Consider the following 25545-nt stretch of genomic DNA (forward strand, 5'->3'; position numbering starts at 1 on the left):
CGATCACGTATTTGATCCGGCACAGAAGGTTGTCTCCAGGTCGTTAAGGACCGCACGGACGGGGCCCCAGCACAGCATTACGGTGTCTTGGTCTGGCGCGAGGTCCCGCTGTCGTTGTAGGCGTAGGTGCACAAAGTTGCGATAGTCGCGCACCTTGTCCATGAAGTCCTTGGCGTCCAGCTGAATCCAGCCTTTGGAGTGGGCAGTCTGAATGAGTAGGTCGAGTGAGGCGCGCTCAGCGCGGACTCGGTTGCCGTTACCTGCGACAAGGCCTTGAGCCGCGATTTGTGCGTCGTGTTCGGTCAGGACACACAGTAGGAGATGCTCCACGAAGCTACCGATTCCTACCAAGGCGAAGACGTAGGCTCCATTCTGCTCGCAGATCTGTGTCTCGGCAGCCCGAGCGACCAGCCAGGTGACAGCGTCGGCGTCACTGATCAGACGGCGAAGGCGAGCTTCAAGATCCGCGGGCGCGGAGAAGACGATCCTGTCCTCGTCGGCTATCAGCTCGCCGAGTATCGGATGGCTACGGTTAGACGTGATGACAAGGCCCTCTGGTTCAAGCACCTTGTTGACCTCTTCGCGTACGAGCTCGGCAGATTGCGCACCATCGTCGTATTCGATAGGGCTACAGATCCTACGAAGAAGACTCTCGATGAGTGATTGATCGGTGTCCTCGTCCTGAAGTGTTTCGAGTAGCCACTGGATACGAGGTGTTCCATCATATTCGGGAGGCTCACTCCAGCCGGCCCGATGGAGCAGTTGCTCCAACTCCCGACCAGTCCGCTCGTATGGGCCGCCCAAATCACAGATGATCTTCGTAAGGCGTTCGATAGTCTTTGGGTCCAGAGGGAACATCAGTGGCCGCGCCTTCCGATGTGTTGTTGCCGAGCCTCATCGAACGCTGCATTCAAGCGTTCGACAATTATCTTTCCGCGACGGGAGAAGCCGAGCTCCTGGATGGCTTCGCTGATTCTGTCTTCGCGAGGGAGGAGTAGGCCGTCACTCAATAGCCACGAGCAGATCTCCACGAGCTGGTCTTTGCTGTAGTCGATGATCTTCGGATGTCGGGCAATGAGTGGCCGGGGACCCCGACTCGGCGCCACCATTTCGGGTACTACCAGAGATGGTGGTTGGCTCTCAGACTGTTGAGTATCGTCCGCTCGGCCTTCTTGTGCAGAGACCTCGTGGCGCCATCGTTCAATGATCCGGGCGGTCTCGGTCGCGGGATCCTGGAACCATGCGATTGACCAAATCCGGTGGAATCGCCACCCGAGTCGCTCGAGGTGTTCCTGGCGTAGGCGGTCGCGATCGCGTGCACTCGGGGCTGAGTGGTAACGCTCACCGTCAGCCTCGACCGCCAGCACCATCTGGCCTGGCCGATCGGGATGAGCCAGCGCAAAGTCGAGCCGATAATCGCCGACGCCCCACTGGGGGTGGACGGGAACCCCTTCATGCTCGAGTGCCTCCAGGACACTTCGCTCGAAGCCGTTGAGGTTGGTTGCAGCATGCGGACTCCCCAGGACGGTACCTCCCGTACTGGCGAATTCGAGGAAGCGACGGATGAGTTCAGGACCCTGATTCCTGGCAGATTTGGTCTGGCGTGGGTCCATGTCGAGGTGAGAGAAAGAGCTGACGACTGTCATACGCTGGCGTGCACGGGTCACGGCCACGTTGAGGCGTCGCTCACCGCCGGCCTCGTTCACGGGACCGAAACGCAGCGGTACTCGGCCGTCCGGTCTTTTCGGATAGCCGATGCTGAGGATGATGGCGTCTCTCTCGTCGCCTTGGACGCTCTCGAGGTTCTTGATGAAGAACCTGCGGCCTGGACCGTGCTCCTGGGAGAAGAAGTCGTCTAGCTCGGGATGTGTAGCGCGTGCGTCGTTGAGTGCGATCTCGATCCGGTCGGCGTGTCGACGTCCCATAGTGATCACGCCGAGGGTCTCTTTTGGCCGCAGTCGTGCATGCTGCAGTGCCAGTGCAACGACACGCTGAACTTCCTGCGGCGATGATCCGTCCTGTCCTGGGGCCGCGACCGCGTCGACCAGGTCCAGCGTGAGTGGACTATCGCTGAGGGTCCCGGGAAATGTGACCAGGTCACGGTTGTAGATATGGAGGTTGGAGAAGGCGATGAGACGTTCATCGCTGCTGCGGTAGTGCCAGCGCAACCTGCAACGATGAGGTAGGAGGCTCGACAGACGGTCGAGAATTGACTCGTAGACGGCGAGGTCGTCGTCTGCGTCCTCGCCATTCTCGTCCCTGGTGTCGGCGGCTCCGCCCAAGAGCTGACGGAAGAATCGCGACGGCGGCAGCTGCTTTGGATCGCCAGCGACTACGAGCTGGTGGCCGCGCATGATCGAGGTGATCGCGTCCTGAGGTTCGACCTGACTAGCCTCATCGAAGATGACCACGTCGAAGAGCCGCTCGGCTGGAAGCATCCGGCTGACCACTACTGGAGACATTGCCCAGCACGGTCGCGCCGCCAGAAGTACGTCGGGCGCGCGGGAGATTAGTCGGCGGATAGCCATATGCCGGGTCTTGCGAGAAGCCTGCCCTCGGACCAGCGCACTCTGCTCCGGGTGGTTGTCGCGTGCCTGTCGGAGGTTCTCGGCGACGGCCCTTCGCACCCGATGCGCGTTGGTATCGCGATGTGCGAGGTCGGCCCGTTGGAACTCATCTATTTGGCGCTGATGGCCACTGAAAGTGAAGTCCCGCAAGTGGGGCACTCGGAGCCGGAACTCATCCAACACGGAGGAGAGCCACGCACAGTGGAACGCGTCGGCCGCCTGCTCAGCGGAAGCGTCATGGGCGGCGAGTTCGTCCAATAGGGCATCCAACCCGTATTGGCTGAACCGATCGGCGAGCCCGTTGAGTTTGGGCATGCGCAACAAGGTGTCGCGGTCACCGTTCAGCGCCTCGAGCGCGGCCTCGATCTCTTGCGCAGGTTTCTGTTCGAGTGGTTCGACGTCTGCGCTTAGCGAGATGGCGGCGAGTTGGTCACGCAGATGCTGGTAGCTCCGGGTGATCTCTTCGAGTCCTGAAACGGCGGAGGGTCCGCTGCCGTTAACGGCGAGTGAACGCCAGCGATCGCGTTGTGCGGCTGCGTTTGCCAGCACAGAATTCAGGTCGGCCCGGTTCCGCAGTCCATTCTTGGCTAGGGCGCGGGCCTGCTTGATCAGAACGCGGCGCCTCCAGAATCCGATCCGTTGGTGATGACGTCGCTGAGCACGGCTGGAGGTCGCGTGCAGCAGGACATCGAGGCTCTCGCCGAAGACTTGCTCGTTGAGAATAGCTAGGGTTTGTCCCACCCCACTCAACAGATCAAGCGTCTCTTGCCATCCAGCGAGCGTCACTGGTGCTCTAAGCCCGACTGTTGCGACCAGATGCTCCATCTCAGTACGGGTCGATCTCAGCGCCGAGCCGGCCACCTCATCAAGCTGGAGGATCACCTTCTCGAGGTCGCTTTCAGTGCGGATATTCGCGCGTGACCACGGAGACTCTTCTCGCCGCACGCGTAGCCCGCCCGTATCGATGTAGTCCTTGAGATCCGTCGTCACCACGGCGATGGCCTCTGCGTCGAGCTTGCGGAGCCGGGCGCCGCGGAAGCGGATGTGGGTTTGGCTTTCTTGCGGAAGCGCAGCCAGGCGAGCCTGCGCCTCGAAGTAGCTGATGTCCCACGGATCCCTGGTCCTATGTAGCTCGACCGCGTGAGCGACCGCGCGAGCGCGGCGTTCAGTGAGCGTCCGATGGAGATCTTCGAGCCGGTGTGGAAGCTCGCGACCGGCTCGCTCTAGGCTTTCAGCTAGCTGCTGGGCGACATGACGGCGGTTAGCCCTCTTGTCATGCAGATCAAAGACGAGGTGGTCTAGGTCTACCCGCGCGAGCCGATCGGTGACGGCCTCGATCGCGGCGCGCTTTTCCGTGACGAAAAGTACGCGCTTTCCCCGAGCAGCAAGTTCCGCGATGATGTTCGCGATCGTCTGGCTCTTCCCTGTGCCGGGAGGTCCTTCGATGAGTAGATGCCTGCCAGCGAGTACGTGCCCGATGGCCGTGTACTGCGACGAGTCGGCATCCAGTACCAGGTATTCGTTGCTCGGGGTGACCTCGTCACTGGGGACTATCTGGTGTGGGCCCCCCGCTTGCAGCAGCGCCTGCAGCGACGGCTGATGGCCTGCGAGGGCCGTGATGATCTCATGTTGTGCCAGCAGATCAGCTGAGGTTTGTAGATCTTTCACCATCGGCAGCTTCTCGTAGCTGAAGACACCTACAACGGCGCGATCTTCCAACTCAGCCGAAACGCGCGTCGATGCCAGAATCGCAGCTAGGTGCTGGAACGCCTGCTGAACCTGGTCGGCCGGGTCAGTTACCTCCGCAAACAACGCGTCGAGCTTGTCGTTGAAGGCATCGGCATCGATTTCGGCGCCGTACTGCCGCGAGAGGGCGTAAACAAGGACGGGATTCACCGCCGCCTCGTCTGTCACCTCGAGGGTGAAGTCGTTCTCCGTGGCTGTGCGGGACCGCAGGCTGACTGGTTGGAGCAACAGCGGAGCACGAAGAGGTAGGACGGGAGCAGCGCCACGAGTGCTCGGTGGATCTACTCGGAGCATGCCGCGGGCGAGGTGGCCGGCTTCAACGCCCTGCTCCTCGTCAAGCTCCAAGATCTTCTTGTGGAGATTCCGGGCTCGCGTACAGGCGGTCTTGTGCTCAGCAGGCTCGGTGATCAGCGCATTTAGCCGGACCTTGTTCCCTGCGAGGAGGGCCGCCAGCGCCTCTGGCCGTGCGGCGGTTAGGTCCAAAGTAGCGGTCTTGGTGTCCTTGTAATGCAGCAGCGTGTTGCGATGACCGAGATCAATTAGTTCGTCCGCCCACCTTCCAGCAGCCGTCCGGACGGCCACCAAACGATCACGTTCGACTCCGAACGACATTCTGCCTCCCCGTTTTCATGGCGAGCCGCGGGCTGGTGTAGGCGGCTGCGCATGTTGGCGAACAGAGAAACATCTCAATTCCGTCGTTGGATGTCCAGCGCTTCTAAAGATAGAATTGAGAAACCTCAAAATTGGACACCTGAAACTACCAAAAGTGCATGTCCGGATCTAAATGATCTAAGGTTCGAACGTTTGTCCGATCAGTGTCAGGTCGCCTATCCAGGGCCGCTCCGTGCGCTGATCCGAAAGCGTCGGACATGGCCATGCTTTCGTTCACTTTCTTGCTGATGGGGTACGTGCTGCGAAATCCGCGCAGATCTCACCTTTGCCTGCTGTGTCGTGGCCTCTGAGGGAACTTAAAACAACTTGGCGATTCATAGGCCCAACCTGCAGTCCGGTGGAAACTCGAGATAGCTAGATCGTCAGACGGCGAGCGATCACGCACTCCTGACGTTATCTACCAATCGATCAGACTAGGCTGGCTGCCCTTCGCCATGCGCCGTGAACGCTCGCCGCGCTAGCTCGCCGAGCTGTTGATCTCCTTGAATTTCGTCCTGGAACCGCCTCTCAATCAGCGCGAGCCAGTTGCGCGGCAATCGCTCAGCGTCCAGCGCAAGCTGTCGAAAGATCATCCTTAGGTAGAGAGGGGAGTCCGGGTCATCGATTGTGATGGCATCGAGGCATGCGTCGTAGTGCGCTGTGAGCGACTCGGGGGCCTCATCTTCGACGGTGACCCGGATGAGTTCCGTTAGCTCGTGGGCTGCCGACGCGTACGACCCATCCGGACGGCGGTGGAACACCTCCGTAAGATTCTCAAGCGGCTCGGATGCGTGAAGGAGGAGGTCAGTCAGCTCGTCGCAAAGGAGCGCGGTATCCGCGTAAGCGCCTACGTTGGCCATGCGGAACGTGTCGAGGGTCGGCAGGTCATCGTACGCCCACGTCGGGTCGATACGGGCGAACGGCTGTACCGGGCTGAGTATTAGGTCGCGTGAGGCTCCGCGCTTCACACGGCGTGGTATGAAACAGAGGGTGAGGCTACGGAATTCGTCGTCTGAGAGCTGCGAGCGCCACAGGAGGGTATGGCGGCGCCAGTCGTTGACTGGATCTGGTGAACCAGGGAACAGGTCGCTGGCTCGAAGCGGACCAAGGAGGGCAATGAGTAGCACGAGGTTGACTGAGTAGGCGGCGTATCGCGCTGGCATCGGGGACTGGGCCGGGGCATAGCTCCCATAAGCGCTCTCGCGTTGGGGTGCGAGGGCGGCGCCGAAGTGCTCCTGCAGCAGTTGACGGATGAGGCCTCGTTTGGGCAACTCATGACACAGCGCGGCGATGAAGTAGGTAATTGAGCTGCGGGCTGAGATTGGAACGAACGATAGCAACACACGCAGGAAGCCGTCGTCGGAGTTGGCTTGACGGGTGCGCCGTGCTGCGTGCTCCGCATCCCGGGCGAGTTCGGCTAGTTCACGGACGACCAGCCGCGCCACAAGGAACTCCCCGAACGTCGCGTGGAGGAACTCACAGGTAGTGAGCCTCGTTTCGGCACGCACAGCCTGGGATTGGTGAACGAAAAAGAACTTTCCTACCACTCGCTGCGCCGGGCTAAGCGGTGAGTGTATACCGGACACTGGGCCAGCTTCCTTCAGAAGTGACGCCAGGTCAGTGTTCAGCTCGTCTTCGGTGATCCATTGGCGGCGTCGGTTGAACATAGAGAACGCGGTGAGCGACAGGTGCAATAGATCCTCTTCGACCGCCCGAGCGAAATCTTGGCTGTCGAGATTCGCGCTGGACTTGGCGACTTCTCGCTCGGCGAACCGGTTCAGCAGCCGCTCATAGAGTTGGGCCTGGTCGAGGTTGTCATCATCTCGCTGAAGGGCGTTGTCGTCGGCGTCATAGAGCGCAAGCATCATCAAAAGCAAAGGCTGCTCGGCCAAAGTTGCATGCGCCAGAGCGCTCGTCACCGGCAACGGCAAAAGCCCACGAGTCTCGAAGAATGGTTCGTTAGCCTCGTTCCAGACCTTCAGCCAGCGCTCTACCTGGCCGGGGTGGAACGGTTCTAGATGTAGGACAACCACACCGTCGGGCGGCACGCGCACCCGGTCGGCGACCGTCGTTCGACTGGTTACCACAACGGCGACAGGCCGTCCCTGGTCGGCCTCTCGCTCTTGGAACTGCACGATCCGTTCCAGGTAGTCCGACTGACTGACGCCGGTGGCCTGAAGGAGCTCGTCGTATCCGTCCAGCAGCACGACGGGCAGGGCACCGTCGGCCGTCCGGGCCAAAGCAGGCCAGGACAGCGTCTCTCCAGTCGCGTCCCGGATGGCGTACTCGATTTGGCCCTGGAGATCGCTGTCGGCGGGCGTCTCGCGTAGCGACACGCGGACGACGAGGAAGTCGGAGGCCGGCAGCCGCGCGGCGAGGACCTTGGTGAGCACCGACTTACCCGAGCCCGGTTGGCCGAGCAACAGCAGCGGGCCTCTTACGGCCTTCAGAGAGGTCAGGTATCCGAGCAGATACCCGTACAGGTCGTCCCGGACCGGGATGTCTGCCCACCAGTCCTGGTGATCAGGTCGGCTGAATGGGCTCAGGTCGGCAGCGCGGAATTGGTGATCGATGTACGCGTCTTCGAGCGCCGGGATAATCAGCCCCGGAGGCACGTCGCCGGTGCGAAGCACGCCGCGACTGAGCTCAGCGCGGTACCGGCAAGCGAGTTCCTCCCGCCGCCCGTCAGGCGCCCGGTCCGAGGCGATTCTGGCGAGGACGTGCTCCAGCTCGGTCAGGCCCGATCGGAGCGTCGCCCGGGTTACCGAGTGCTCGCCCAGGTTGATCCAGAAAGCGACCTCCGGAAAGTCGGCCGCGAGGCGGCGGAGCATCTCATCGTGCCGCCGTATAGCGTGTGCCGGAACATCCTCGCGGAGGGCGCGAACGATACGAGCCTGGCGGGTTCCGTCGAGGTCATCCCATATCGCTAGGCCGGTCACAAACTGACCGAGGGACTCAGACAGTGCCAGGTAGTAAGCCTCCAACTCTCGCTCATCCGGCCGATGCGGTCCGACTGACGGAACCTGGGTGCGAAGCAGGTGTCGGGTGACGCTACTGAGCCGAGGATTGGATCCGGCGGATCCTCGGGTGGCGACCGCGAGCTGCTCGGCTCTGTCGAGGTCGAGATCGGGCAAGCCACACTCGGCGATAGCCTCGAAGTACGCAGTGAGGACGATGACCGCGTGGGCCGCCTCTAGCCGCTGGGTACGGTCAAACCGCCCGAGGCCGGAAATCTTCTCAGCCAGGCCAGCGACGAGTTCGCCGCCGACCTTAGCCATCTCGGCCTTGGCATCGAACAGGCTGAGCACGAACTGTGTGCCGCCGGCCGTTGCCGCCAGAAGGGCCCCTCCAGTGAGCGTATCGAGGGCCTTGACGGCCTTGCCTCGGCCGCCGAGCAGCTTGACAGCGTCGGAGTAAGAGAGCGACCGGGCCATGGGTCCTCCAAGCGGAAGCCAGGGTTACGGGTACAGCATCCCCGGGATACGGCGCGATTGTGGGGAGTTGACGGTAGGAGGCCACAACGCGTCGCTCGCTTGGACGGGCCGGAATTATGAGATTACCTGCCGGTCACGTCTCGCAGGCGTTAGAGGTTGCGCTGGGTACTCCGTTGGATTTCTTGGACGGGCGGCTGGTAGCGGATGCGACTGGGCCGTTGGTCGCGGCGCTGTGCGGTTTTGGCTTGTCTGTGAGCAGTGCGTTCGGTGGCTTCAAAGGTGAGCGCTTCAGGCTCGAGCCTGCTGCGGAGCCGTTGTCCAGCGTGCACGGCGGCGAGGTGATCGAGGTCGGTGCTGGTGTGGGCGTCATAGGGATGACGTTGGCAACGCGGCGGGCGGTGGGTACGGACCTCGTCGGCGATCGGTCGGGTTCGCGACTGAGCTCGGTGAGTATGAGGGTGTCGGCGCGCTTACCGCTGGCGGTGGCGGCGTAGGCGTCGATGGCGCGGTGGAGTTCTTCAGCCGGGTTGCGTGCCTGGCCGTGGCGTGCCCGATCGGTGTCGTCTTCAAGGAGATTGCGGGGGAGGTAGAGGCGGGCGGTGTGTCGGTCTCGGGACATGGCGGCGTACAGGGTGTTGGGGTCGAGGCCGAGCCCGTAGATGAGTGTGTGGTCGCAGGTGAGTCCTTGGGCTGCGGCGACCGTCAGCGCGGTTCCGTGGTCGAGGCCGCCGTGTGCGATGAAGGCCGGTGACAGCCACTCCCGCACGATGTGGGGGCCGTCCGGACCGTGGTGTTGCCATTCGACTTGGACGTTGCGGTGCGAGTCGATGGAGGTGATGAGACCGCGGTAGCCGTTGAGTACGTCGGTGTGGCGTGGATCGGTTCGGGACCGGTAGTCGTTGATACGGATCCTCACGTGGTCACCGACCGCTAGTCGCAGGGTGGTGCCGCCGTTGCGGCGGTAGGTGTGATCGGGGCCGGACAGTTCTTGGTTGACGCGGCGGATGGTGCGGGCGGCGTGGTTGAGGGCGTCGACGTCGTTGTTAGTGCCGGCAAGGATGAGTACTTGGGCGAGTTCGTCGTGGAGGTCGGTGGCTCCTCGCCGCACGGTCGTCCAGTCGGCGAGCAGGGCGGCCAGGGTGTCGTCACGGTCGGCGCCAGCATGCACCTTTCCACCTGCGCCCCATGTGCGGAGCGCGTGGCCTCGGCGGTTGTCGCGCCATAGTTGCAGGGCGCGGCGTTCGAGGCGGTCATGTTGGCGTCGGTTCTCGGTCAGGGTGGGTCCGTCGACTTGGCGGTGGATGGCTGCGAATGCGCCACCGACGCCCACGGCGCGCAGCTGCATCGGGTCTCCGATCAGCACGACCTTCGTGCCGGAGGCGGCGGCGGACTGCAGTATCTGGGCCAGGTCCCGGTCGTCGACCATGGCGGCTTCATCGACGACGAGGACATCGACGCCGGCCAAGCCGACATCCTTTCTGCCGCTGCGGATGCGGTTGAGCCAGGAGGCGATCGTCGCGGCGGGGATGTCCGTGCTTGCCTGCAGGTTCGCTGCCGCGACCGCAGCGGTGGCTGCGCCGGCGACAGTGAGCCCTTCGGCGTGCCAGGCGGCGCGGGCGGCGGACATGAGCGCGGTTTTGCCGGATCCGGGTACTCCGATCACCGCGTCGACGCCGTGCCCGTCGACGGTGAGTCGTTCGACCACGGCGCGCTGTTCGGCCGATAGTGGAAAGCTCTTGCTGGCCTCGTACGCCTCGATGGCCAGCTCGGTGGTTGGCGCCGGAACCTTGGCCAAGCCGGCACCGTACCCGGCACGGGCTGCCTCCAGCGCCGCGGTCTCGGCAGCAAGGATGTCGCGAGTCGTGTAGCGGCTGGGGTGTGTCAGATGGGCGATCCGGCCGGGCAGCGGAACGGCAGGTCCGCCCTCCAGCGACAGGACCGCTTCGGTGAGCGCTTCGGCCTCGGCCAGATCTGCTACCCCGGCTGGGAGCGCGTCGCACACGGCGGCGAAGACGGCTGCACGGCGGACCTTCTTGGTGTGTGCACACACCCCGGTCTCGGGATCGAAGACCTGCGCGGCGATCGCCTCCACGCTCGGTACCGCCTGGACAGAGCCGCCCGGCATTGCAGACAGCTTGAGATTGAGGCCGGACAGGTCGTCAGAGGCGAACCCTGCCTCGTTCGCCTGGCGGTCCCATGACGATCGGAGCGCCTCGCTGTCAGTGCCGCACGGTTTGTGCTCACGAGTCGTGGCTGCTGCGGTCCTGGCCTGCGCCGTCGAGGCGTACTCGGGATCGACGCCGGCCGCCAGCAGGAGGTCCCGGATCTGGCTATGGCGTTTGGAGAACACCGCCCGTAGGTGATCGGGAATCACTGCGATCTCCCAAACCCCCGTATGGGGATCCCGACGCCAGGTGAGGCCGTAACGGCGGGTCAGTTCGTGGCGCATGCGTGCTTGGGTGAACGCTCCGAGCGCGCCGACGTTGTGGTGGAACTCACTCCCACCCGCCCCCGGGCAGCTCCATACCCCGTCGGTTCGGCGGATCAGGTTGGCGATCACCACATGTGCGTACAGGTGCGGGTCGGGAGTAGCGCCTTCGACGGGCCGGGCCACCGAATGCCACATCACCCATCCCAACAGCCCGGTCGAGCTGACCCGCTCCGCGGTCTTGCTATCACCGTGGTGGCCCTTCATCCCGTACCCGCACCAGACCTCCAGTGCGGCCACGGCCTCGTCCACCACGTCGGCGAACATGTCCTCGATCTCGGCTGCGGTTCCCGTGTCGGTCAATCCGTACAGGACACTGATCGACTTCGGCAGGTCCAGGGTCACGTCATAGCCGCGGTTGCCGATGCGTACCCGGCGGTGCGCGTGCGCCTGTGCATGCTCCACCTCGGCGGCCGGATACACCTCATCGAGATCGATTCCGGCGGCTTCGGCCAGCCGGGAAAGATCGGCGTACGGGGCCCGGTGGGCTTCCCCGTGGCGGTTCACCATTCGCACCAGGCGCTGCAACCGCTTCGCCGCCCACCGGCCCGCCATGGACTCCTCCAGGTCGACGTCGCGTTCGGTGATCGCCGCCACCAGAGGCGCTGCGGACAGCGTCCCGGACGGGTCGGTTGCCATCTTCGGCTTCACCAGGACCTGTCCGGAACGTGGATCAAGCCCGGCCATCAACGCTCGCGCAGCGTCCTTCTGCGCCTCGGTCAGTGCGCTGCCCGGGGTGATGCCAACCTCTGCCAAGCCCCGCCCGATCCACGTCAGCGAGCGCTCGGCTGCCTTCATCCGGTACCGAAGTTGATGATCAGCTTGTCGCCCGACGAGTGCCTGCGCTTGGCCCTGGGCCGGGGGCGCGAGTCCGCAGCCGGCGCCTTCCGATAGGCGGTACTCCACCTGGGCTGGCGCTGGCCCAGCTTCGTCACCCACGCCACCGATCTCACCCCCTTGGCCCTGGCTCCTCGGCCGGGGCGACGGACCGTCCGCCGTATCGCGATACCTGGGTCCAACCCCGTTTGATGTTGCTTGTTGTAGATGATGAGTTGTATGTGGATTGATAGTCAATAAGTTTGTATGTTCTATTTTAGGATTTAGGTGTTGATGGTTCTATATGAGTTGTTCAGTTATTTGCAGTTGTATTTAGTGTTCGTTGTTCGGAGTGATCGGCGAGCGCAACAGCCCTGTACAGGCCGGAGATCCGGCCGAGCGCTGATGCCATGACCGACCGCCCATGGGCATGAGCCAAGACGGTTCCACGCTCTCGAACCAGATGCGATCAATCGACCCACAAAGACACGGCCGGCCGAGGGATGACTCCGCTGACCCTGCGCTAACGGCCCCCTGATTTCCGCCCTCTACTGTCTGGGCGCTATGAGAGGCCAGATGTATGACGCAGTTGTTTCTCGTCGCTTCTGCTCGGCGTGCGGCACGTGAGCAGGCAATGGTGGCGAGATCCGGACAGGACCGCTGCGTAGGCCATCGCACGGGCGGCTGAGCACGCGCGAATCCTCATCGAGTACCGCACCGAGATCGAGCTGATCGACGAGAGTGGTCACGCCGTCGACGTCCCCGTGGTCCTGGTAGACGTTCATGGCAGCCCGTGGATCATCCATCCGGACCCCGAAGGCATCCTCGGCTGGCTGACCGCGCAGATCGACCTCCACGAGGACGGCGACTTCGCCATCTTGACGGTCACCTACGGATGGCTCGGCGCCGGCGACCTGGAGCCCGACCGCCTCATCGCCAACCTGATCGAGGCCGACTGGCTCCCGACCAACATCTGGATGACCGAGCACGTATCCACCCGACGCCGCACGATCGGCGGACAGTCCGCGGACACCAACGGTCAGCGCGCCCAAGCGCCGTACCGCTCCCCAGACAACCCCACGCCGGGGCTCAACGAAGGAAGGAAGCACAGATGGAACCCATGAGTATCGAGGAAGTACGCCGCCTGCCCGCGACGGTCGACGTCCCGACCGCCGGGCGCGCGTTCGGCTTCGGGCGGGCCAAGGCGTACCGCCTCGCCCGCGAGGGCAACTTCCCCTGCAAGGTCACAAAGATCGGTCGCAGCTACCGCGTCTCGACCGCCGACCTTCGGCGCGCTTTGAACATCGACAGCGACGACCCCCACCGCGTCAGCGCTCCGCAAGATTCTTTGAGGCCGGATCGTGCCCCCTAGGGACGTTCAATCCCACGGACGAACCACGGACAAATAATCAAGGGCCGGTCTCCGCTGAGCGGAAACCGGCCCTCGACCTTGCTCTTTATGTCGGGACGGCGGGATTTGAACCCACGACCCCTTGACCCCCAGTCAAGTGCGCTACCAAACTGCGCCACGTCCCGTGAACATCGCCAAGGCTAGCACAGGCGCAGCCTGGTCGGCGCACGTCGGCCGACCCGTAGCGATCATGCTGCGGCCTCCGGGATCTCGCCGAACTGCTCGCCGCCGCCGCGCCCCGGAAGCCGTCATCTCCCGGCCATATGGACCATTGCCGTCAATAGTGCACTTGTGATGTCTCGGGGGCATTGGAATGACCCCGAACCCGATGCGGGTTCGGGGTCTGCCGCGTTTCCGGCCGGGCCGGAGGTCGGCCCGGTCGCCGGCTAAGTGACCTTGTGCGGGGAGCTGTACCGCCAGACCGGGGTCCAGTAGTTGGCCAGGAGGTCGGCCACGGCGGGGCCCTCGACGAGGTAGCCGAACTCGGCGAGGTCGTGCGGGTACAGGTTGTCGCTGCCGATGTAGAAGCAGGCGTCGTCGACGATGTAGACCTTGGCGTGGTTGCCGGGAGCCGGGTTGTACGTTCCCGACGGCTTCAGGGCGCCCTTCTCGAAGCGGCCGATGACGGCCGTGTCCGGTGGGTCGGGCCAGAGGTAGTCCTCACCCTCCTTGGCGAACTGCACCTGGGTGAAGCAGAACGGGGCCACCTGGAGGCGGGCGAGGATGCGCTGGAGGGCGGCCTCGTCGCGGAGCTTGGCAGGGAACTTGCTCTCGATGATGCTCTTGACGAGGGCGTAGGTGCCGGAGGCGCCGAAGCCCCAGGAGTACTGGGCGCCGTGGGTCGCGCCGCCGATCGGGGAGACGACGATGTCGACCTTGAGGAGCTGGTTCTGGATGAGCGCCTCGGCGATCCAGTGACAGACCTTGTGGTCTTTCTCGGCGGTGAAGCTGGTGAACACGAGGTCCTGCTGGCAGATCTTTAAAGTGCGCTGGGCGCCTTTGATGATCGCCTCTTTGGCGACGTCGCTGGCGTTGCAGCCGAGTAGGCCGCCTCGTCCGAGCGACAGCATCTTGCCCGTCGTCCAGCGCCGGCCCTCGCCCGGGACCGGCTGGTAGTGCTGGTCGCTGATGTCGATGACGCACATCTGGTTGCGCTGCAGTCCGGGGGCGATCGTGTCCGTGCCCCACTTGGCGTTGATCTTTCGGACGGTGAGGTTGTCGCCGCCGACGTTCCAGCACCAGTTCGCGAACTCCTGGGCGTGCATGGCCGCGGTGCCGATGACCTGGAGGGATATGTCGTGGACCGGCGGATAGGTCCCGTAGGACTCCGCCCACAGGTTGTGCCCGCCGACGAGTGCGACCGCGCCGTCCACCGCCACGATCTTGGCGTGGTTCCAGAAGAACGCCGTCAGCTTGTACAGCTCGCCGACGAGGATGGTCATCCGCGTGGTGTCGAGTTTGTTCTGCCGGCAGAAGTCCTTGAGGTCGCGGACGAATGCCTCGACCGTGCCCTCCACCGGGACGTACCCGTACAGGAACCGGACGGTCACCTGACGCCCGTTGAGTGCCAGGAGACCTCGCTGGATCGCGGTCAGGAACGACCCGCTGGGCGGGTTCAGCGACACGATGTCGATGACCTGCCGCCCCCCGATCAGCATCGACTCGACCGTGTCGGCCATGTCGCGAAGTGCCTCGATCGCGCAGGCCGTCGCGCTGCTCTGGTTCATCGGCTTCCCCCACATGCAGGGCGTGTCGATGATTCTGATCCGATTCTCCGTGCTGACCGCGTGGACCCGTAGATCCAGATCGCCGAGCTTCTGCTCGATCCGGTCGATCCAGCTGGGTGGGTAAGGTTCCATGCGCCTGCCCCCTTCGCGTGCGCTGCGAAACCGCAACGTAACTCTCCGGAGAATCGCGAACCACAGCCCTCGTCGCCACGGAACTCTGGCACGAGGTCACATGTGTCTATAGGTGGCAGAACGCGCTTTTGCCGCCGTACGGGTCTGAATTCAGCGGGCGCTGTCGGAGGGCGGTGCGGTGCTCTGGCGGACGACCAGCCGGGTGGGGACGAGCGTGGTGCCCGGAGCCGAATGCCGGCCACCGCGGATCTGGTCGAGAACGCCCTGGACGCAGCGGCGGCCGACCTCGGCGAAGTCCTGATGCACCGTGGTCAGCGGCGGGGCGAACCAGTCGGCGGTGCCCGGAACGTCGTCGAAGCCCACCACGCTGACGTCGGCGGGTACGCGCCGTCCCTTCTCGCCGAAGGCGCGCAGCAGGCCGAGGGCCATCTGGTCGTTGGCCGCGAACACCGCGGTGCAGGCCGGCTCCTCCGCGAGTTCCAGCCCGGCGCGGTATCCCGACTCCGTGGACCAGTCGCCGTGCCGTACCGGGGGCACCTCCCTCCCGGCGGCCTCCAGGGCCTTCCGCCAGGCCGCGGCGCGGCGCTCGGCGGCGAACGACTCCGCCGGGCCGGCGACGTGCCATACCGTACGGTGCCCGAGACTCAGCAGGTGCTCGACCGCCTGGCGGGCACCGTCGGCCTGGTCGGTGTCCACCACGCTGTACCTGTCGTCGGCGTCGGAGTCGACCATGACGACGTGGACGCCCGGGGGGAGGGTGAACGACACGCTGTCGAGCAGGTGCGCCTCCATGATGACGATCACCGCGTCGACGGCGAGCTCGCCCAGGCGGGTGAAGGCTCCCATGACGTGATCCTGGGTCCGGGCCGCGACCGGGATCAGCGTGATCGCGTATCCCTCCGCGGCCGCGTGCGCGGCGATGGCCTCCAGGGTCCGCGAGTTGCCGGTCGAGCTGAGGTCGAAGAGGATCACGCCGATCGTGCGGAACTCGCCGTACCGCAGCGCCCGCGCCGCGCTGTTGGGCCGGTAGCCCAGCTCGCGCATGGCCGCCAGGACCTGGTCCCGCGTCGACCCGACGACGCTCGGGTGGCCGTTGGAGACCCGGGAGACCGTCTGGGAGGAGACGCCCGCGAGGCGCGCCACGTCGGCCATGGACACGCGCTGCTTGCGTCGCCCGCCGACGGGCGCCACCGGAGGGGTCTCCTGCCGGTCGCCGGAAGCCGATGAAACCATCGTCGGCCGCTCCTTCTGGACCGCTTCGGCGCCGCCGAAGCCAAGGGTGCGGGAGTCGGGACGGCCCTCTCGGACCCTTGACGACCGCTGTGACGGCTGCCACGATACCGCGATAAGTTTACGTAAACATCGTATCTTCGTCGTTACCTCTCCCCACTACGATCGCTGCTCATAGTCGCAGGTGATCGCGGATGTTAACGCAAACATTCAACGGTTGGGCAGAGCCCGGCGCAGGAGGTTCACCATGGCGGAGGCGCGAGCGGTGGTGACGCCCCGGGTCCGGCGACCCGGCGGCCGTCGCTCCTGGCGCGGATGGCAGTTCGTCGGGCCGTTCATGGCCATGTTCACTCTGGTCTTCCTGGCTCCGATCGCTTACTCGATCTATCTGAGCCTCTTTCAGACGAAGCTGATCGGGGGGACGACGTTCGTCGGGATCGACAACTACCGGACCGCGCTGTCGGACCCGCAGTTCTGGTCCTCGTTCGGCCGGGTGGCGGTCTTCCTGGCCGTGCAGGTGCCGATCATGTTGTTCATCGCCCTGCTCCTCGCGCTGGCCGTCGACAGCGGACGCCTGTACGGCAAGGCGTTCTTCCGGGTCTCGGTGTTCCTGCCGTACGCCGTGCCCGCCGTGGTCGCCACGCTGATGTGGAGCTTCATGTACGGCTCCGAGTTCGGGTTGATCAACGACCTGAACGACGCCTTCGGCCTCTCCCTGCCGAACCCACTGTCCGCGCACCTGCTCCTGGCGTCGATCGGCAACATCGTCACCTGGGAGTTCGTGGGCTACAACATGCTGATCTTCTACTCGGCGCTCAAGGTCGTACCGGCCTCGCTCTATGAGGCGGCCGAGATCGACGGGGCGGGTCAGCTGCGGATCGTGTGGGCCATCAAGATCCCCGCACTGCGGGGCGCGCTGCTCATCGCCACGATCTTCTCGATCATCGGCAGCTTCCAGCTGTTCAACGAGCCGGCGATCCTCAAACACCTGGCGCCGAACGTGATCACGAGTTCCTACACCCCCAACTACTACGCCTACACGCTGTCGTTCGCGGGACAGCAGCAGAACTACTCGGCGACCGTGGCCATCGTGATGGGCGTGATCACCGTGATCATCGCCTATCTGGTGCAGGTGCGCGGCATGCGGAAGGCGGTCTGACCGATGGCCACCACCGGAACCACGACTCCACCGGCCCCGCGGACCCCCGGCCGGAACGGCGGTCGACGGCCGCTGATCGTCCGGCGCAGGACCTCGCTCCGCGACCGGCGCAGCCCTCTGCTGACCGCGCTGACCTCGATCGCGGCGATCTACAGCCTGGTCCCGCTCATCTGGCTGGTGATCAACGCCACCAAGAGCCAGGAGGGCCTGTTCCATTCGTTCGGCCTGTGGTTCTCCGGCGACTTCGCGCTGTGGAGCAACATCCGGGAGACCTTCACGTACGACGGAGGGATCTTCACCCGGTGGGTGCTCAACACCCTGCTGTACGTGGTGGTCGGCGCCGGAGGCTCGACCCTCCTGGCCACGCTGGGCGGCTACGGCCTGGCCAAGTTCACCTTCCCCGGCAAGCGGCTGGTGTTCGTCCTCGTGCTCGGCGCGGTCGCGGTGCCCAGCACCGCGCTGGCGGTGCCGACCTTCCTGATGTTCGCCAAGCTGGGCCTGACCGACACGCCGTGGTCGATCATCATCCCGTCGCTGGTCTCGCCGTTCGGCCTGTACCTGATGTGGACGTTCGCCACCGAGGCGATCCCGCGTGAGCTGCTGGAGTCGGCACGGGTGGACGGCGCCGGTGAGTTCCGCACGTTCTTCTCCGTCGGCCTGCCGCTGCTGCGCCCGGGGATCGTCACCGTCCTGCTGTTCACCGTGGTCGCGACCTGGAACAACTACTTCCTGCCGCTGGTCATGCTCAAGAACCCCCACTGGTATCCGCTCACCCTCGGCCTGGACCGGTGGAACGCGCAGGCCCACACCGCGGGCGCGCAAGCCGTCTTCAACCTCGTCATCACGGGGTCGCTGCTCATGATCCTGCCGCTGATCGCCGCATTCCTGCTGCTCCAGCGGTACTGGCAGTCCGGTCTCGCGGCGGGCAGCGTCAAGGGCTGACCGACCGCCATGCTCCCCCTCCTCGCCCTCATCGAAAGGTAGGACCCCTCCATGACATTCGGTCGCCGTCGTTTGCTCCTGTCCGGAATCGCGATGGCCGCCAGTCTGGCGCTCGGCGCGTCGGGCTGCGGCTCCTCCGGAAGTGATTCAAAGTCCGGTTCGTCCGGCAAGTCGGCCGCCGTCTCCGACGCCGACGTCCAGGCCGCGCTGACCGCCGGCGGTTCCATCACGGTGTGGGCGTGGGAGCCGACACTCAAGCAGGTCGTCACCGCGTTCCAGACCAAGTACCCCAAGGTAAAGGTCAACCTGGTCAACGCCGGCACCAGCAAGGACCAGTACACCGCGCTGCAGAACGCCATCAGCGCCGGGAAGGGTATTCCGGACGTCGCGCAGATCGAGTACTTCGCGGTGCCGCAGTTCGCGCTCGGCAAGTCGCTGGCGGACCTGACCGGCTTCGGCGCCGACAAGCTGAGCGGGACCTTCTCGCCCGGACCGTGGGGCTCCGTGCACCAGGGCAAGGGCATCTACGGCCTGCCGATGGACTCCGGGCCGATGGCGCTGTTCTACAACAAGGAGGTCTTCGACAAGTACAAGATCAACGTGCCGACGACGTGGGACGAGTACGCGCAGGCGGCCGAGAAACTGCACGCCGCCGACCCCAAGGCGTACATCACCAACGACGTCGGTGACGCCGGGTTCACCACCAGCATGATCTGGCAGGCGGGCGGCAAGCCGTACAAGGTCGACGGCACCAACGTCAGCGTCAACTTCTCCGACGCCGGCTCCCAGAAGTTCGCCACGACCTGGCAGCAGCTCGTCACCAAGAAGCTGGTCGCGCCGGTCGAGGGGTGGAGCGACGCCTGGTTCAAGGGCCTCGGTGACGGGACCATCGCCAGCCTGACCACCGGGGCCTGGATGCCGGCGAACTTCGAGACCGGCGTGAAGGCCGGGAAGGGCAAGTGGCGGGTCGCCCCCATGCCGCAGTGGCAGGCCGGCGGAACGGCCACCGCCGAGAACGGCGGCAGCTCGCTGGCCGTCACCACCGCCAGCAAGCAGCAGAAACTGGCCTACGGCTTCCTGAAGTTCGCGAACGTCGACGACGGGGTGAAGCTGCGGGTGGACGCCGGAGCCTTCCCCGCCACCACCGCCACGCTTCAGTCCCCGGAGTTCCTGAACGCGACCCCGCCCTACTTCGGCGGCCAGAAGATCAACGAGATTCTGGCGCAGTCCGCGAAGAACGTCGTCCCCGGCTGGTCCTACCTGCCGTTCCAGACCTACGCCAACAGCGTCTTCAACGACACCGTCGGCAAGGCCTACATCAGCGGCACCACCCTCCAGCAGGGCCTCCAGGCGTGGCAGGCCGCGTCGATCAAGTACGGGCAGCAGCAGGGCTTCACCATGAAATGAGGCACCGGCCGTGAGGCGCCCCGTACCCGCCGGCTCGTCGGCGGGTACGGGGGCCGGTCTCATCGGGGACGGCGCAGGACGCGGACGCCGTGGGGGCCCAGCACCCCATCGCCTGCTCCGCCGTACAGGACCTGCCCGTCGATCCCGCCGAGTTCGACGGGCTCTCCGGTGTGGTTGATCAGGAACCAGAACTCGGCGTCGCCGGTGGCGCGCACCGCCAGTTCGACTCGTCCCCGGGCCTGCTCGGGCAGTTCGCCGTCCACCCCGCTGACGCGCAGGAGCTCGGCGAGCACCGGCTGTAGGCCCTGGGGGCCGAGCCTGGTCGAGACGTACGCCGCCGAGCCCGCGCCCGTACGCCGGAGCGTGACGGCGGGCCGCCCCGCCTGCTCGCCGGACTTGTACGTGGCCAGGACCTGGACGGCGGGGTCGGTGAGGTCGATGCGGTCGGTCCAGAGTGTGCCGGCGGACCCGTTGTCGAGCTCGACGCTCTGGTCGGCCGGCAGCGGCCCGAACTCCTCGATCCGGATTCCCAGCAGATCGCGCAGCGCACCCGGATAGCCGCCCAGCCACACCCGGTCGTTCTCGTCCACGATGCCGGAGAAGTAGGTGGTCACCAGGTGCCCGCCGCCCGTGACGTACGCGCGCAGCCGCTCCGCCAGGGCCGTGGGCACCACGTGGAGGATCGGTGCCACCACGAGGTCGTAGCCGTCGAGTGCGTGCTCGACCGGGACGACGTCGGCGCGTACCCCTTCGGCCAGGAACGCGGAGTACCAGTCCAGCGCCTCCTGGTGGTAGCGCAGGAGCGATGACGGGTGGGAGTCCAGCTCGGCGGTCCACCAGGACTGCCAGTCGAACAGGATCGCCGCGCGCGCCGGCTTGCGCGGGGCGCCCGCCACCGGGGCGAGGTCCCGCAGCGCGGCGCCCAGGTCGCGGACCGCGCGGAACACCGCGCTGTCCTCCCCGGCGTGCGGCAGCATCGCCGAGTGGTACTTCTCCGCGCCACCTGCGGACTGCCGCCACTGGAAGAAGCAGACCGCGTCCGCGCCGTGGGCGACGTGCGTCAGGGAGTCGCGCGCCATCGCGCCGTCCGGCTTGGGTTGGTTGACCGGCTGCCAGTTCACCGCGCTGGTGGAGTGCTCCATCAGGTACCAGGGGCGGTCCGGCGTCAGGTTGCCGGTGAGATTCGCCGAGAACGACAGCTCGTCCTGCCCCTGCGGACCGGGTATCACGTAGTGGTCGTTGGACACGAAGTCGATCTCGGCGGCCCAGTCGGCGTAGTTCATGCCGGTGATGCCGCTCATGACCATGAAGTTCGTCGTCACCGGGACGTCGGGCGTGAGCTCGCGCAGGAGGTCCCGTTCCACCCGCAGGTACTCCTTCAGCGCGTCGGAGGAGAACCGCTTGAAATCCAGCTGCTGGGCCGGGTTGGGGAAGGACGAGGGAGCCGCCAGGCGGGGTGGGAGGAGCTCTTCCCAGTCGCCGTAGTGCTGCGACCAGAAGCTCGTCGACCAGGCGGCGTTCAGCGCGTCGACGGTCCTGTACCGCTGCCGCAGCCACGCGCGGAAGGCCCGCGCCGCGTCGTCGGAGTAGTCGTAGATGTTGTGGCAGCCCAGCTCGTTCGACACGTGCCAGGCGGCCAGGGCCGGGTGATCCTTGTACCGTTCGGCCATCGCGCGTACGAGCACGAGCGCGTGCTCGCGGAAGACCGGGGACGTCGGCCGCCAGTGCTGGCGCGCCCCCGGCCACCGGGTGCGTCCCTCCTGGTCGACCGGGAGGATCTCGGGGTGGGCCGTGGTCAGCCACGGCGGCGGTGAGGCCGTGGCGGTGGCCAGGTTCACCGCGATGCCGTGCTCGTGCAGCAGGTCCATGACCTCGTCGAGCCAGGCGAAGTCCCACCGATCCTCGGCGGGCTGGAGGCGGGCCCACGAGAAGATCGCCAGCGCGACGACGGTCACGCCGGCGGCGTTCATCGCCCGCACGTCCTCCCGCCAGATCTCCCGGGGCCACTGCTCGGGGTTGTAGTCGGCGCCGAACGCGAGCCCGGGACGGGCGCCGTCGACGGGCCACCGCAGCCACCGGGGCGATGGGTTGTTGACCACCTGCACTCCTCGAACCGGGAGCGGGTACCCGCTCGACCGGCGACAGAACGAATGTTTACGTAAACATCCGCATGTTCGCAGGTCGTCCGAACGCCGTCAAGATCTGGCGTTGTCGGCCGGCGGCGCCTCCCGAGGGACCCTGCGGAAACGCGGAGGTCGGCGACGCCGTCCCCGGCCGTCAGATCGTCGCGGTGGAGTCCTGGCTCGGCGGGCGGTGACCGAGCCGCAGCGAGAGCGTGGCTGCGCCACCGCGGACCAGGCCGCTCCACACCTCGCGCCGCCGGTCGTCCCAGCGGATGCTCGGCACCGAGATGCTCATCCCGGCGACCATGTCGCCCGTGTGGTCGTAGACGGGGGCGGCGACGCAGAACACCGCGTCGTTCGACTCGCACTCGTCGTAGGACAGCCCGTCCCGCCGGATCTCCTCCAGGTGCGTCCGCAGCCGTACGGGCGAGGTGATGCTGCGGACGGTCATCCCGGCCAGGTCCCCGTCGAGCGGGTAGGCGGCGTTCAGGCGCTCGGCCGGCAGCCCGGACAGCAGCATCTTGCCGACGCCGGTGCAGTGCGCGGGCAGGCGGCGCCCCACGGCGGAGACCATGCGGACGGGGTGGGTGCTGTCGACCTTGGCGATGTAGACGACGTCGGTGCCGTCGAGGACCGCGACGTGGACCGTCTCGGCGCACTCGGCGGCGACCCGCTGGGCGGCCTCCCGGGCCTCGTGGGCCAGATCCAGCTGGTCGGCGAAGACACTGCCGAGCTGGAACAGCCGCATGCCGAGCCGGTAGCGCGTCGGCTGGCCGGACACCGGGATGAGGTACGCGCGTTCGGCAAGCGTGGTGACCAGCTCGTGGACCGTCGTGCGGGGGAGCCCGAGGCGCTCGGTGATCTCCGGTGCGGACAGGGTGGGGCGTTCGAGGAACAGCTCCAGGATGTCCAGGGCGCGAGTCACCGCCGGCACCGCACGCCCCATCACCGCCGCCTTTCAGACCTCGTACGAAATTTCGAACAGCCTAGGAAGCGGTGCCATGTGGTGTCAACGACCCGCCTGCCGCCCGACGGACGTGACCGGACGATCTAACGACGGACGGTACCCGCGGGGAAGCTTTCGGTGAATCTGGCCTGATGAGGTCATTGTCGTGCCGAGTGGTGCTTCGCTTGATATTACGAAAAGTATCCAATCGAAAGCGGAGCGTCGCCATGGGACGAGATGACGGGATCAAACCGCACGACGAGATGCTCCATCTGGCGGCCGGGCTGGCCGATCTCGTCACGGAAGGGCTGCGAGGCGCGGCCCGCCGCCTCCCCGGCCTCGCGGAGGTGCGGGAAGAACTACGGGCGCGAGGCGAGCTGGCCCTCAAGCGCACCGGCCCCGGGTCGGAGGCGCATCTGGAGCTGCTGGCCCGGCGGGCCGCCGAGCGGGGCGGGAATGGGTGACCTTCGGGTCCGGGTCGACCGGGCACTGACGGAGTTCGTCGACGCGGAACTCGCCGAGCTGCTCTCGCTCGCCGGGGAGCTGGCCCCCGTCGCCGAGCAGACGCGCGTCTCGATCTCCGGAGGCAAGAGAATTCGGCCGGCGTTCTGCTACTGGGGATGGCGGGCGGCCGGGCAGCCCGACACCGACGCGGTGGTCCGTGCGGCGGCGGCGCTGGAGTTGGTGCACGCCGCGGCCATCGTCCACGATGACATCATCGACGGCAGTCCGCTGCGGCGGGGCCGGGCCACCGCGCATGAGCGCCTCGGGAAAGGCCTGGCCATCGTGATCGGCGACCTGCTGATGACCTGGGCGGGGCAGCTCTTCCACGCCTCGGGACTGCCGCGGACCTTCTTGGCCCGGGCACTGCCGGTGTGGGCGACGATGGGTCGCGAGCTGGTGGCCGGCGAATGCCTGGAGATCCTCCGCACCGGAGGTGACCCCGATCTGGCCCGATCCCTGGCGATCGTGCGGTTCAAGACCGGCTCGTACACCGTCGAGCGGCCCCTGCAGATCGGCGCGGTGCTCGGTGGCGCGGACCAGGGCACGCTGAGTGCACTGGCCGCGTACGGGCGCCCGCTCGGCGAGGCCTTCCAGTTGCGCGACGATCTGTGGGGCGTGTTCGGCGACCCGGCCCGGACCGGCAAGTCGGCACTGGACGACCTGGCGGGCCGCAAGCCGACCGCGCTGCTGGCCGTCACCCTAGCCGGGGCCGCCGGGCCCGAACGGCGGCGCCTGCACCATCTCCTCGACGGCCCGGTTACCCCGGACGACGCGGAGGAGATCCGGCAGATCATGCGGCGGTCGGGCGCGCCCAACGAGGTGCGCCACATGATCGATGATCGCGCCGAGGCCGCACGGGCGGCCCTGCGGGATACCCGCCTCGCCCCCGAGACCGCTGAGGCCCTGACCCGACTCATCTATGAGGCGACCGCTGATGCATGAGTACACCGACGAGCACATGGACGCTCTGCGGCTCAGGGGCGACGAGTTCGCCGACGCGACCGTCGAGGCCCTCTTCACCGGGGCGGAGGTGGCCAGATTCAACACGGTCATGCGCTGGTTCACCGTCTCCGGCCAGGCCCTGCCTGATGAGCTCCCGGACCCCGCCCGCGACTACCTGGAGGCGACGGCGACGCCACCGGACTGGGTCGACTGGGCGGTCATGGAGCGGGCCCGGCAGTTCTTCATCGACAACGACGTGCACATCTCCACTGCCCTGTCCTTCGCGGCGATGCCGGCCTGCTACGTCGTCCCGCACATCGCCCGGCTGCTGTCCGCGACGCACTCGCTGGCCTATCCCTCCCGCCGAATGGCCGAGACCGGCCAGTTCACGGTGTACCTCATGCGGCCCGACGCCTTCGAGGCCGGCGGTCGGTTCCTTCCGGCGGCGCAGAAGGTGCGGCTGCTGCACGCCTCCATCCGTCACCACCTGAAGCGGGAGGGCCGGTGGCCGGAGCCAGTCCCGATCTGTCAGGAGGACATGCTCGGCGGGCTGATGATGTTCAGCCTCCAGGTGCTGGACGCGCTGCATCGCATGGGCGTCCACATCACCTCCGACGGCGCCGAGGCGTACTACTACGCCTGGCGGGTCGTGGGCACGATCCTCGGCTGCGACCCGGCGACCATCCCCGCCGACCTCCAGGCGGCCCGCAGGTTCTCCGACCGGTACATGATCCGGCACATGGGGCCGTCCCCCGAAGGGGTGCACCTGACCCGGCAGCTGATCACGATGTACGAGGAGGTCGTGCCCGGCACGCTCCTCGATCCGGTCGTGCCCGCGCTCATCCGTTTCTTGATCGGCGACACCGCCGCGGACTGGCTGGAGGTCCCGCGATCACGCTGGGACTCCCTGATCAAGGTCGCCCCGGCGCTGCTGGGGGCGCTCGAGCGGTTCGAGGACCGCGGGCCATGGGCATCGCAGTTGTCCGATCGGCTCGGCCGTCTGACCACGGCACTCGAGCTGTCCTCCCTAACCCGGGGGCGCGTCATGCACTATGCCATTCCCCACGAGCTCAAGGCCGACTACGGCCTGCCCACGTCGGTGCCACGCTGGGCCCCGCCCCCGGCCGACCTGGGCTGATGCTCCCATCTCCGCCCCTGCCCGCACGGTCGCGGCAGGGGCGGTGCACGTCCGGGGGCATCCAACCGGGCGACTCGACGGCCGAGCGCGCGATCCGCGCTTTTCCCGTAAGCGTCCTTGACAGCACATCGCACCGGAATTTAGCGTCTGCCCGCAGGCCTCGAACGACGTTCGAAATGTCG

16 protein-coding genes and 1 tRNA gene are annotated in these 25545 nt (G+C 66.1%); 8 read left to right on the forward strand and 9 right to left on the reverse strand.

Features of this window, described 5'->3' with window-relative positions; translation table 11 throughout:
• Nucleotides 1–3: 3 nt before the first annotated feature.
• The 4 genes from ACQP2O_RS17360 to mobF form a co-directional block, all read right to left on the reverse strand.
• Nucleotides 4–858, reverse strand: coding sequence for a hypothetical protein (locus tag ACQP2O_RS17360; protein WP_433185681.1), 855 nt, complete (start codon nt 856–858; stop codon nt 4–6).
• Entirely contained in the window at nt 858–4925 is a 4068-nt protein-coding gene (locus tag ACQP2O_RS17365) for an AAA domain-containing protein (RefSeq protein WP_433185684.1), read from the reverse strand. Before ACQP2O_RS17365 ends, ACQP2O_RS17360 begins: the two co-directional genes overlap by 1 nt.
• Before the next feature lie 473 nt (nt 4926–5398).
• Nucleotides 5399–8398 (reverse strand): NACHT domain-containing protein, encoded by a 3000-nt coding sequence (locus tag ACQP2O_RS17370; protein ID WP_433185687.1) that lies wholly within the window; start codon nt 8396–8398, stop codon nt 5399–5401.
• Nucleotides 8399–8531: 133 nt separating this feature from the next.
• Nucleotides 8532–11825: a MobF family relaxase gene (gene mobF / locus ACQP2O_RS17375; RefSeq protein ID WP_433185690.1), complete on the reverse strand. Its 3294-nt coding sequence runs from the start codon at nt 11823–11825 to the stop codon at nt 8532–8534.
• Between the two features lie 641 nt (nt 11826–12466).
• Between mobF and ACQP2O_RS17380 the strand changes: the two genes are divergently transcribed.
• Both ACQP2O_RS17380 and ACQP2O_RS17385 read left to right on the forward strand, forming a co-directional pair.
• The gene (locus tag ACQP2O_RS17380) at nt 12467–12826 is read left to right on the forward strand and encodes a hypothetical protein (RefSeq protein WP_433185693.1); all 360 of its coding nucleotides are present in this window, start codon (nt 12467–12469) and stop codon (nt 12824–12826) included.
• Nucleotides 12814–13074, forward strand: a complete 261-nt coding sequence (locus tag ACQP2O_RS17385; protein WP_433185696.1) for a helix-turn-helix domain-containing protein — start codon at nt 12814–12816, stop codon at nt 13072–13074. The genes ACQP2O_RS17380 and ACQP2O_RS17385 overlap by 13 nt, the downstream gene beginning before the upstream one ends.
• 90 nt (nt 13075–13164) lie before the next feature.
• On the opposite strand, the gene ACQP2O_RS17390 is transcribed toward ACQP2O_RS17385, so the two are convergent.
• The 3 genes from ACQP2O_RS17390 to ACQP2O_RS17400 all read right to left on the reverse strand — a co-directional run bounded on the left by ACQP2O_RS17390 (nt 13165) and on the right by ACQP2O_RS17400 (nt 16205).
• Nucleotides 13165–13238, reverse strand: a tRNA-Pro gene (locus ACQP2O_RS17390).
• A 261-nt stretch (nt 13239–13499) separates the two neighbouring features.
• Nucleotides 13500–14972, reverse strand: coding sequence for a hypothetical protein (locus ACQP2O_RS17395; RefSeq protein ID WP_433185699.1), 1473 nt, complete (start codon nt 14970–14972; stop codon nt 13500–13502).
• Between the two features lie 150 nt (nt 14973–15122).
• Entirely contained in the window at nt 15123–16205 is a 1083-nt protein-coding gene (locus ACQP2O_RS17400; RefSeq protein WP_433185702.1) for a LacI family DNA-binding transcriptional regulator, read from the reverse strand.
• A gap of 244 nt (nt 16206–16449) precedes the next feature.
• On the opposite strand from ACQP2O_RS17400, the gene ACQP2O_RS17405 reads away from it, so the two are divergent.
• From ACQP2O_RS17405 to ACQP2O_RS17415, 3 genes are all read left to right on the forward strand, one after another.
• The gene (locus tag ACQP2O_RS17405; RefSeq protein ID WP_433185705.1) at nt 16450–17361 is read left to right on the forward strand and encodes a carbohydrate ABC transporter permease; all 912 of its coding nucleotides are present in this window, start codon (nt 16450–16452) and stop codon (nt 17359–17361) included.
• A gap of 3 nt (nt 17362–17364) precedes the next feature.
• Complete coding sequence (locus tag ACQP2O_RS17410; RefSeq protein WP_433185708.1) at nt 17365–18303, forward strand: carbohydrate ABC transporter permease; 939 nt, start codon at nt 17365–17367, stop codon at nt 18301–18303.
• A 93-nt stretch (nt 18304–18396) separates the two neighbouring features.
• On the forward strand, nt 18397–19710 hold the full coding sequence (locus ACQP2O_RS17415) for an ABC transporter substrate-binding protein (RefSeq protein ID WP_433185711.1): 1314 nt from the start codon (nt 18397–18399) through the stop codon (nt 19708–19710).
• Between the two features lie 59 nt (nt 19711–19769).
• On the opposite strand, the gene ACQP2O_RS17420 is transcribed toward ACQP2O_RS17415, so the two are convergent.
• Nucleotides 19770–21809 carry a beta-galactosidase gene (locus ACQP2O_RS17420; RefSeq protein WP_433185714.1) on the reverse strand — a complete coding sequence of 680 codons (2040 nt, stop codon included), beginning with the start codon at nt 21807–21809 and terminating at the stop codon, nt 19770–19772.
• Between the two features lie 178 nt (nt 21810–21987).
• On the reverse strand, nt 21988–22779 hold the full coding sequence (locus ACQP2O_RS17425; RefSeq protein ID WP_433185717.1) for an IclR family transcriptional regulator: 792 nt from the start codon (nt 22777–22779) through the stop codon (nt 21988–21990).
• Between the two features lie 227 nt (nt 22780–23006).
• Between ACQP2O_RS17425 and ACQP2O_RS17430 the strand changes: the two genes are divergently transcribed.
• The 3 genes from ACQP2O_RS17430 to ACQP2O_RS17440 are packed head-to-tail and all read left to right on the forward strand — an operon-like array spanning nt 23007 to nt 25363.
• The gene (locus ACQP2O_RS17430; RefSeq protein ID WP_433185720.1) at nt 23007–23243 is read left to right on the forward strand and encodes a hypothetical protein; all 237 of its coding nucleotides are present in this window, start codon (nt 23007–23009) and stop codon (nt 23241–23243) included.
• Complete coding sequence (locus ACQP2O_RS17435; protein WP_433185723.1) at nt 23236–24225, forward strand: polyprenyl synthetase family protein; 990 nt, start codon at nt 23236–23238, stop codon at nt 24223–24225. The genes ACQP2O_RS17430 and ACQP2O_RS17435 overlap by 8 nt, the downstream gene beginning before the upstream one ends.
• On the forward strand, nt 24218–25363 hold the full coding sequence (locus tag ACQP2O_RS17440; RefSeq protein WP_433185726.1) for an oxygenase MpaB family protein: 1146 nt from the start codon (nt 24218–24220) through the stop codon (nt 25361–25363). The genes ACQP2O_RS17435 and ACQP2O_RS17440 overlap by 8 nt, the downstream gene beginning before the upstream one ends.
• Nucleotides 25364–25545 lie beyond the last annotated feature (182 nt).

It is taken from the genome of Actinoallomurus sp. CA-150999 (assembly GCF_050942425.1).
Taxonomy (GTDB): domain Bacteria; phylum Actinomycetota; class Actinomycetes; order Streptosporangiales; family Streptosporangiaceae; genus Actinoallomurus.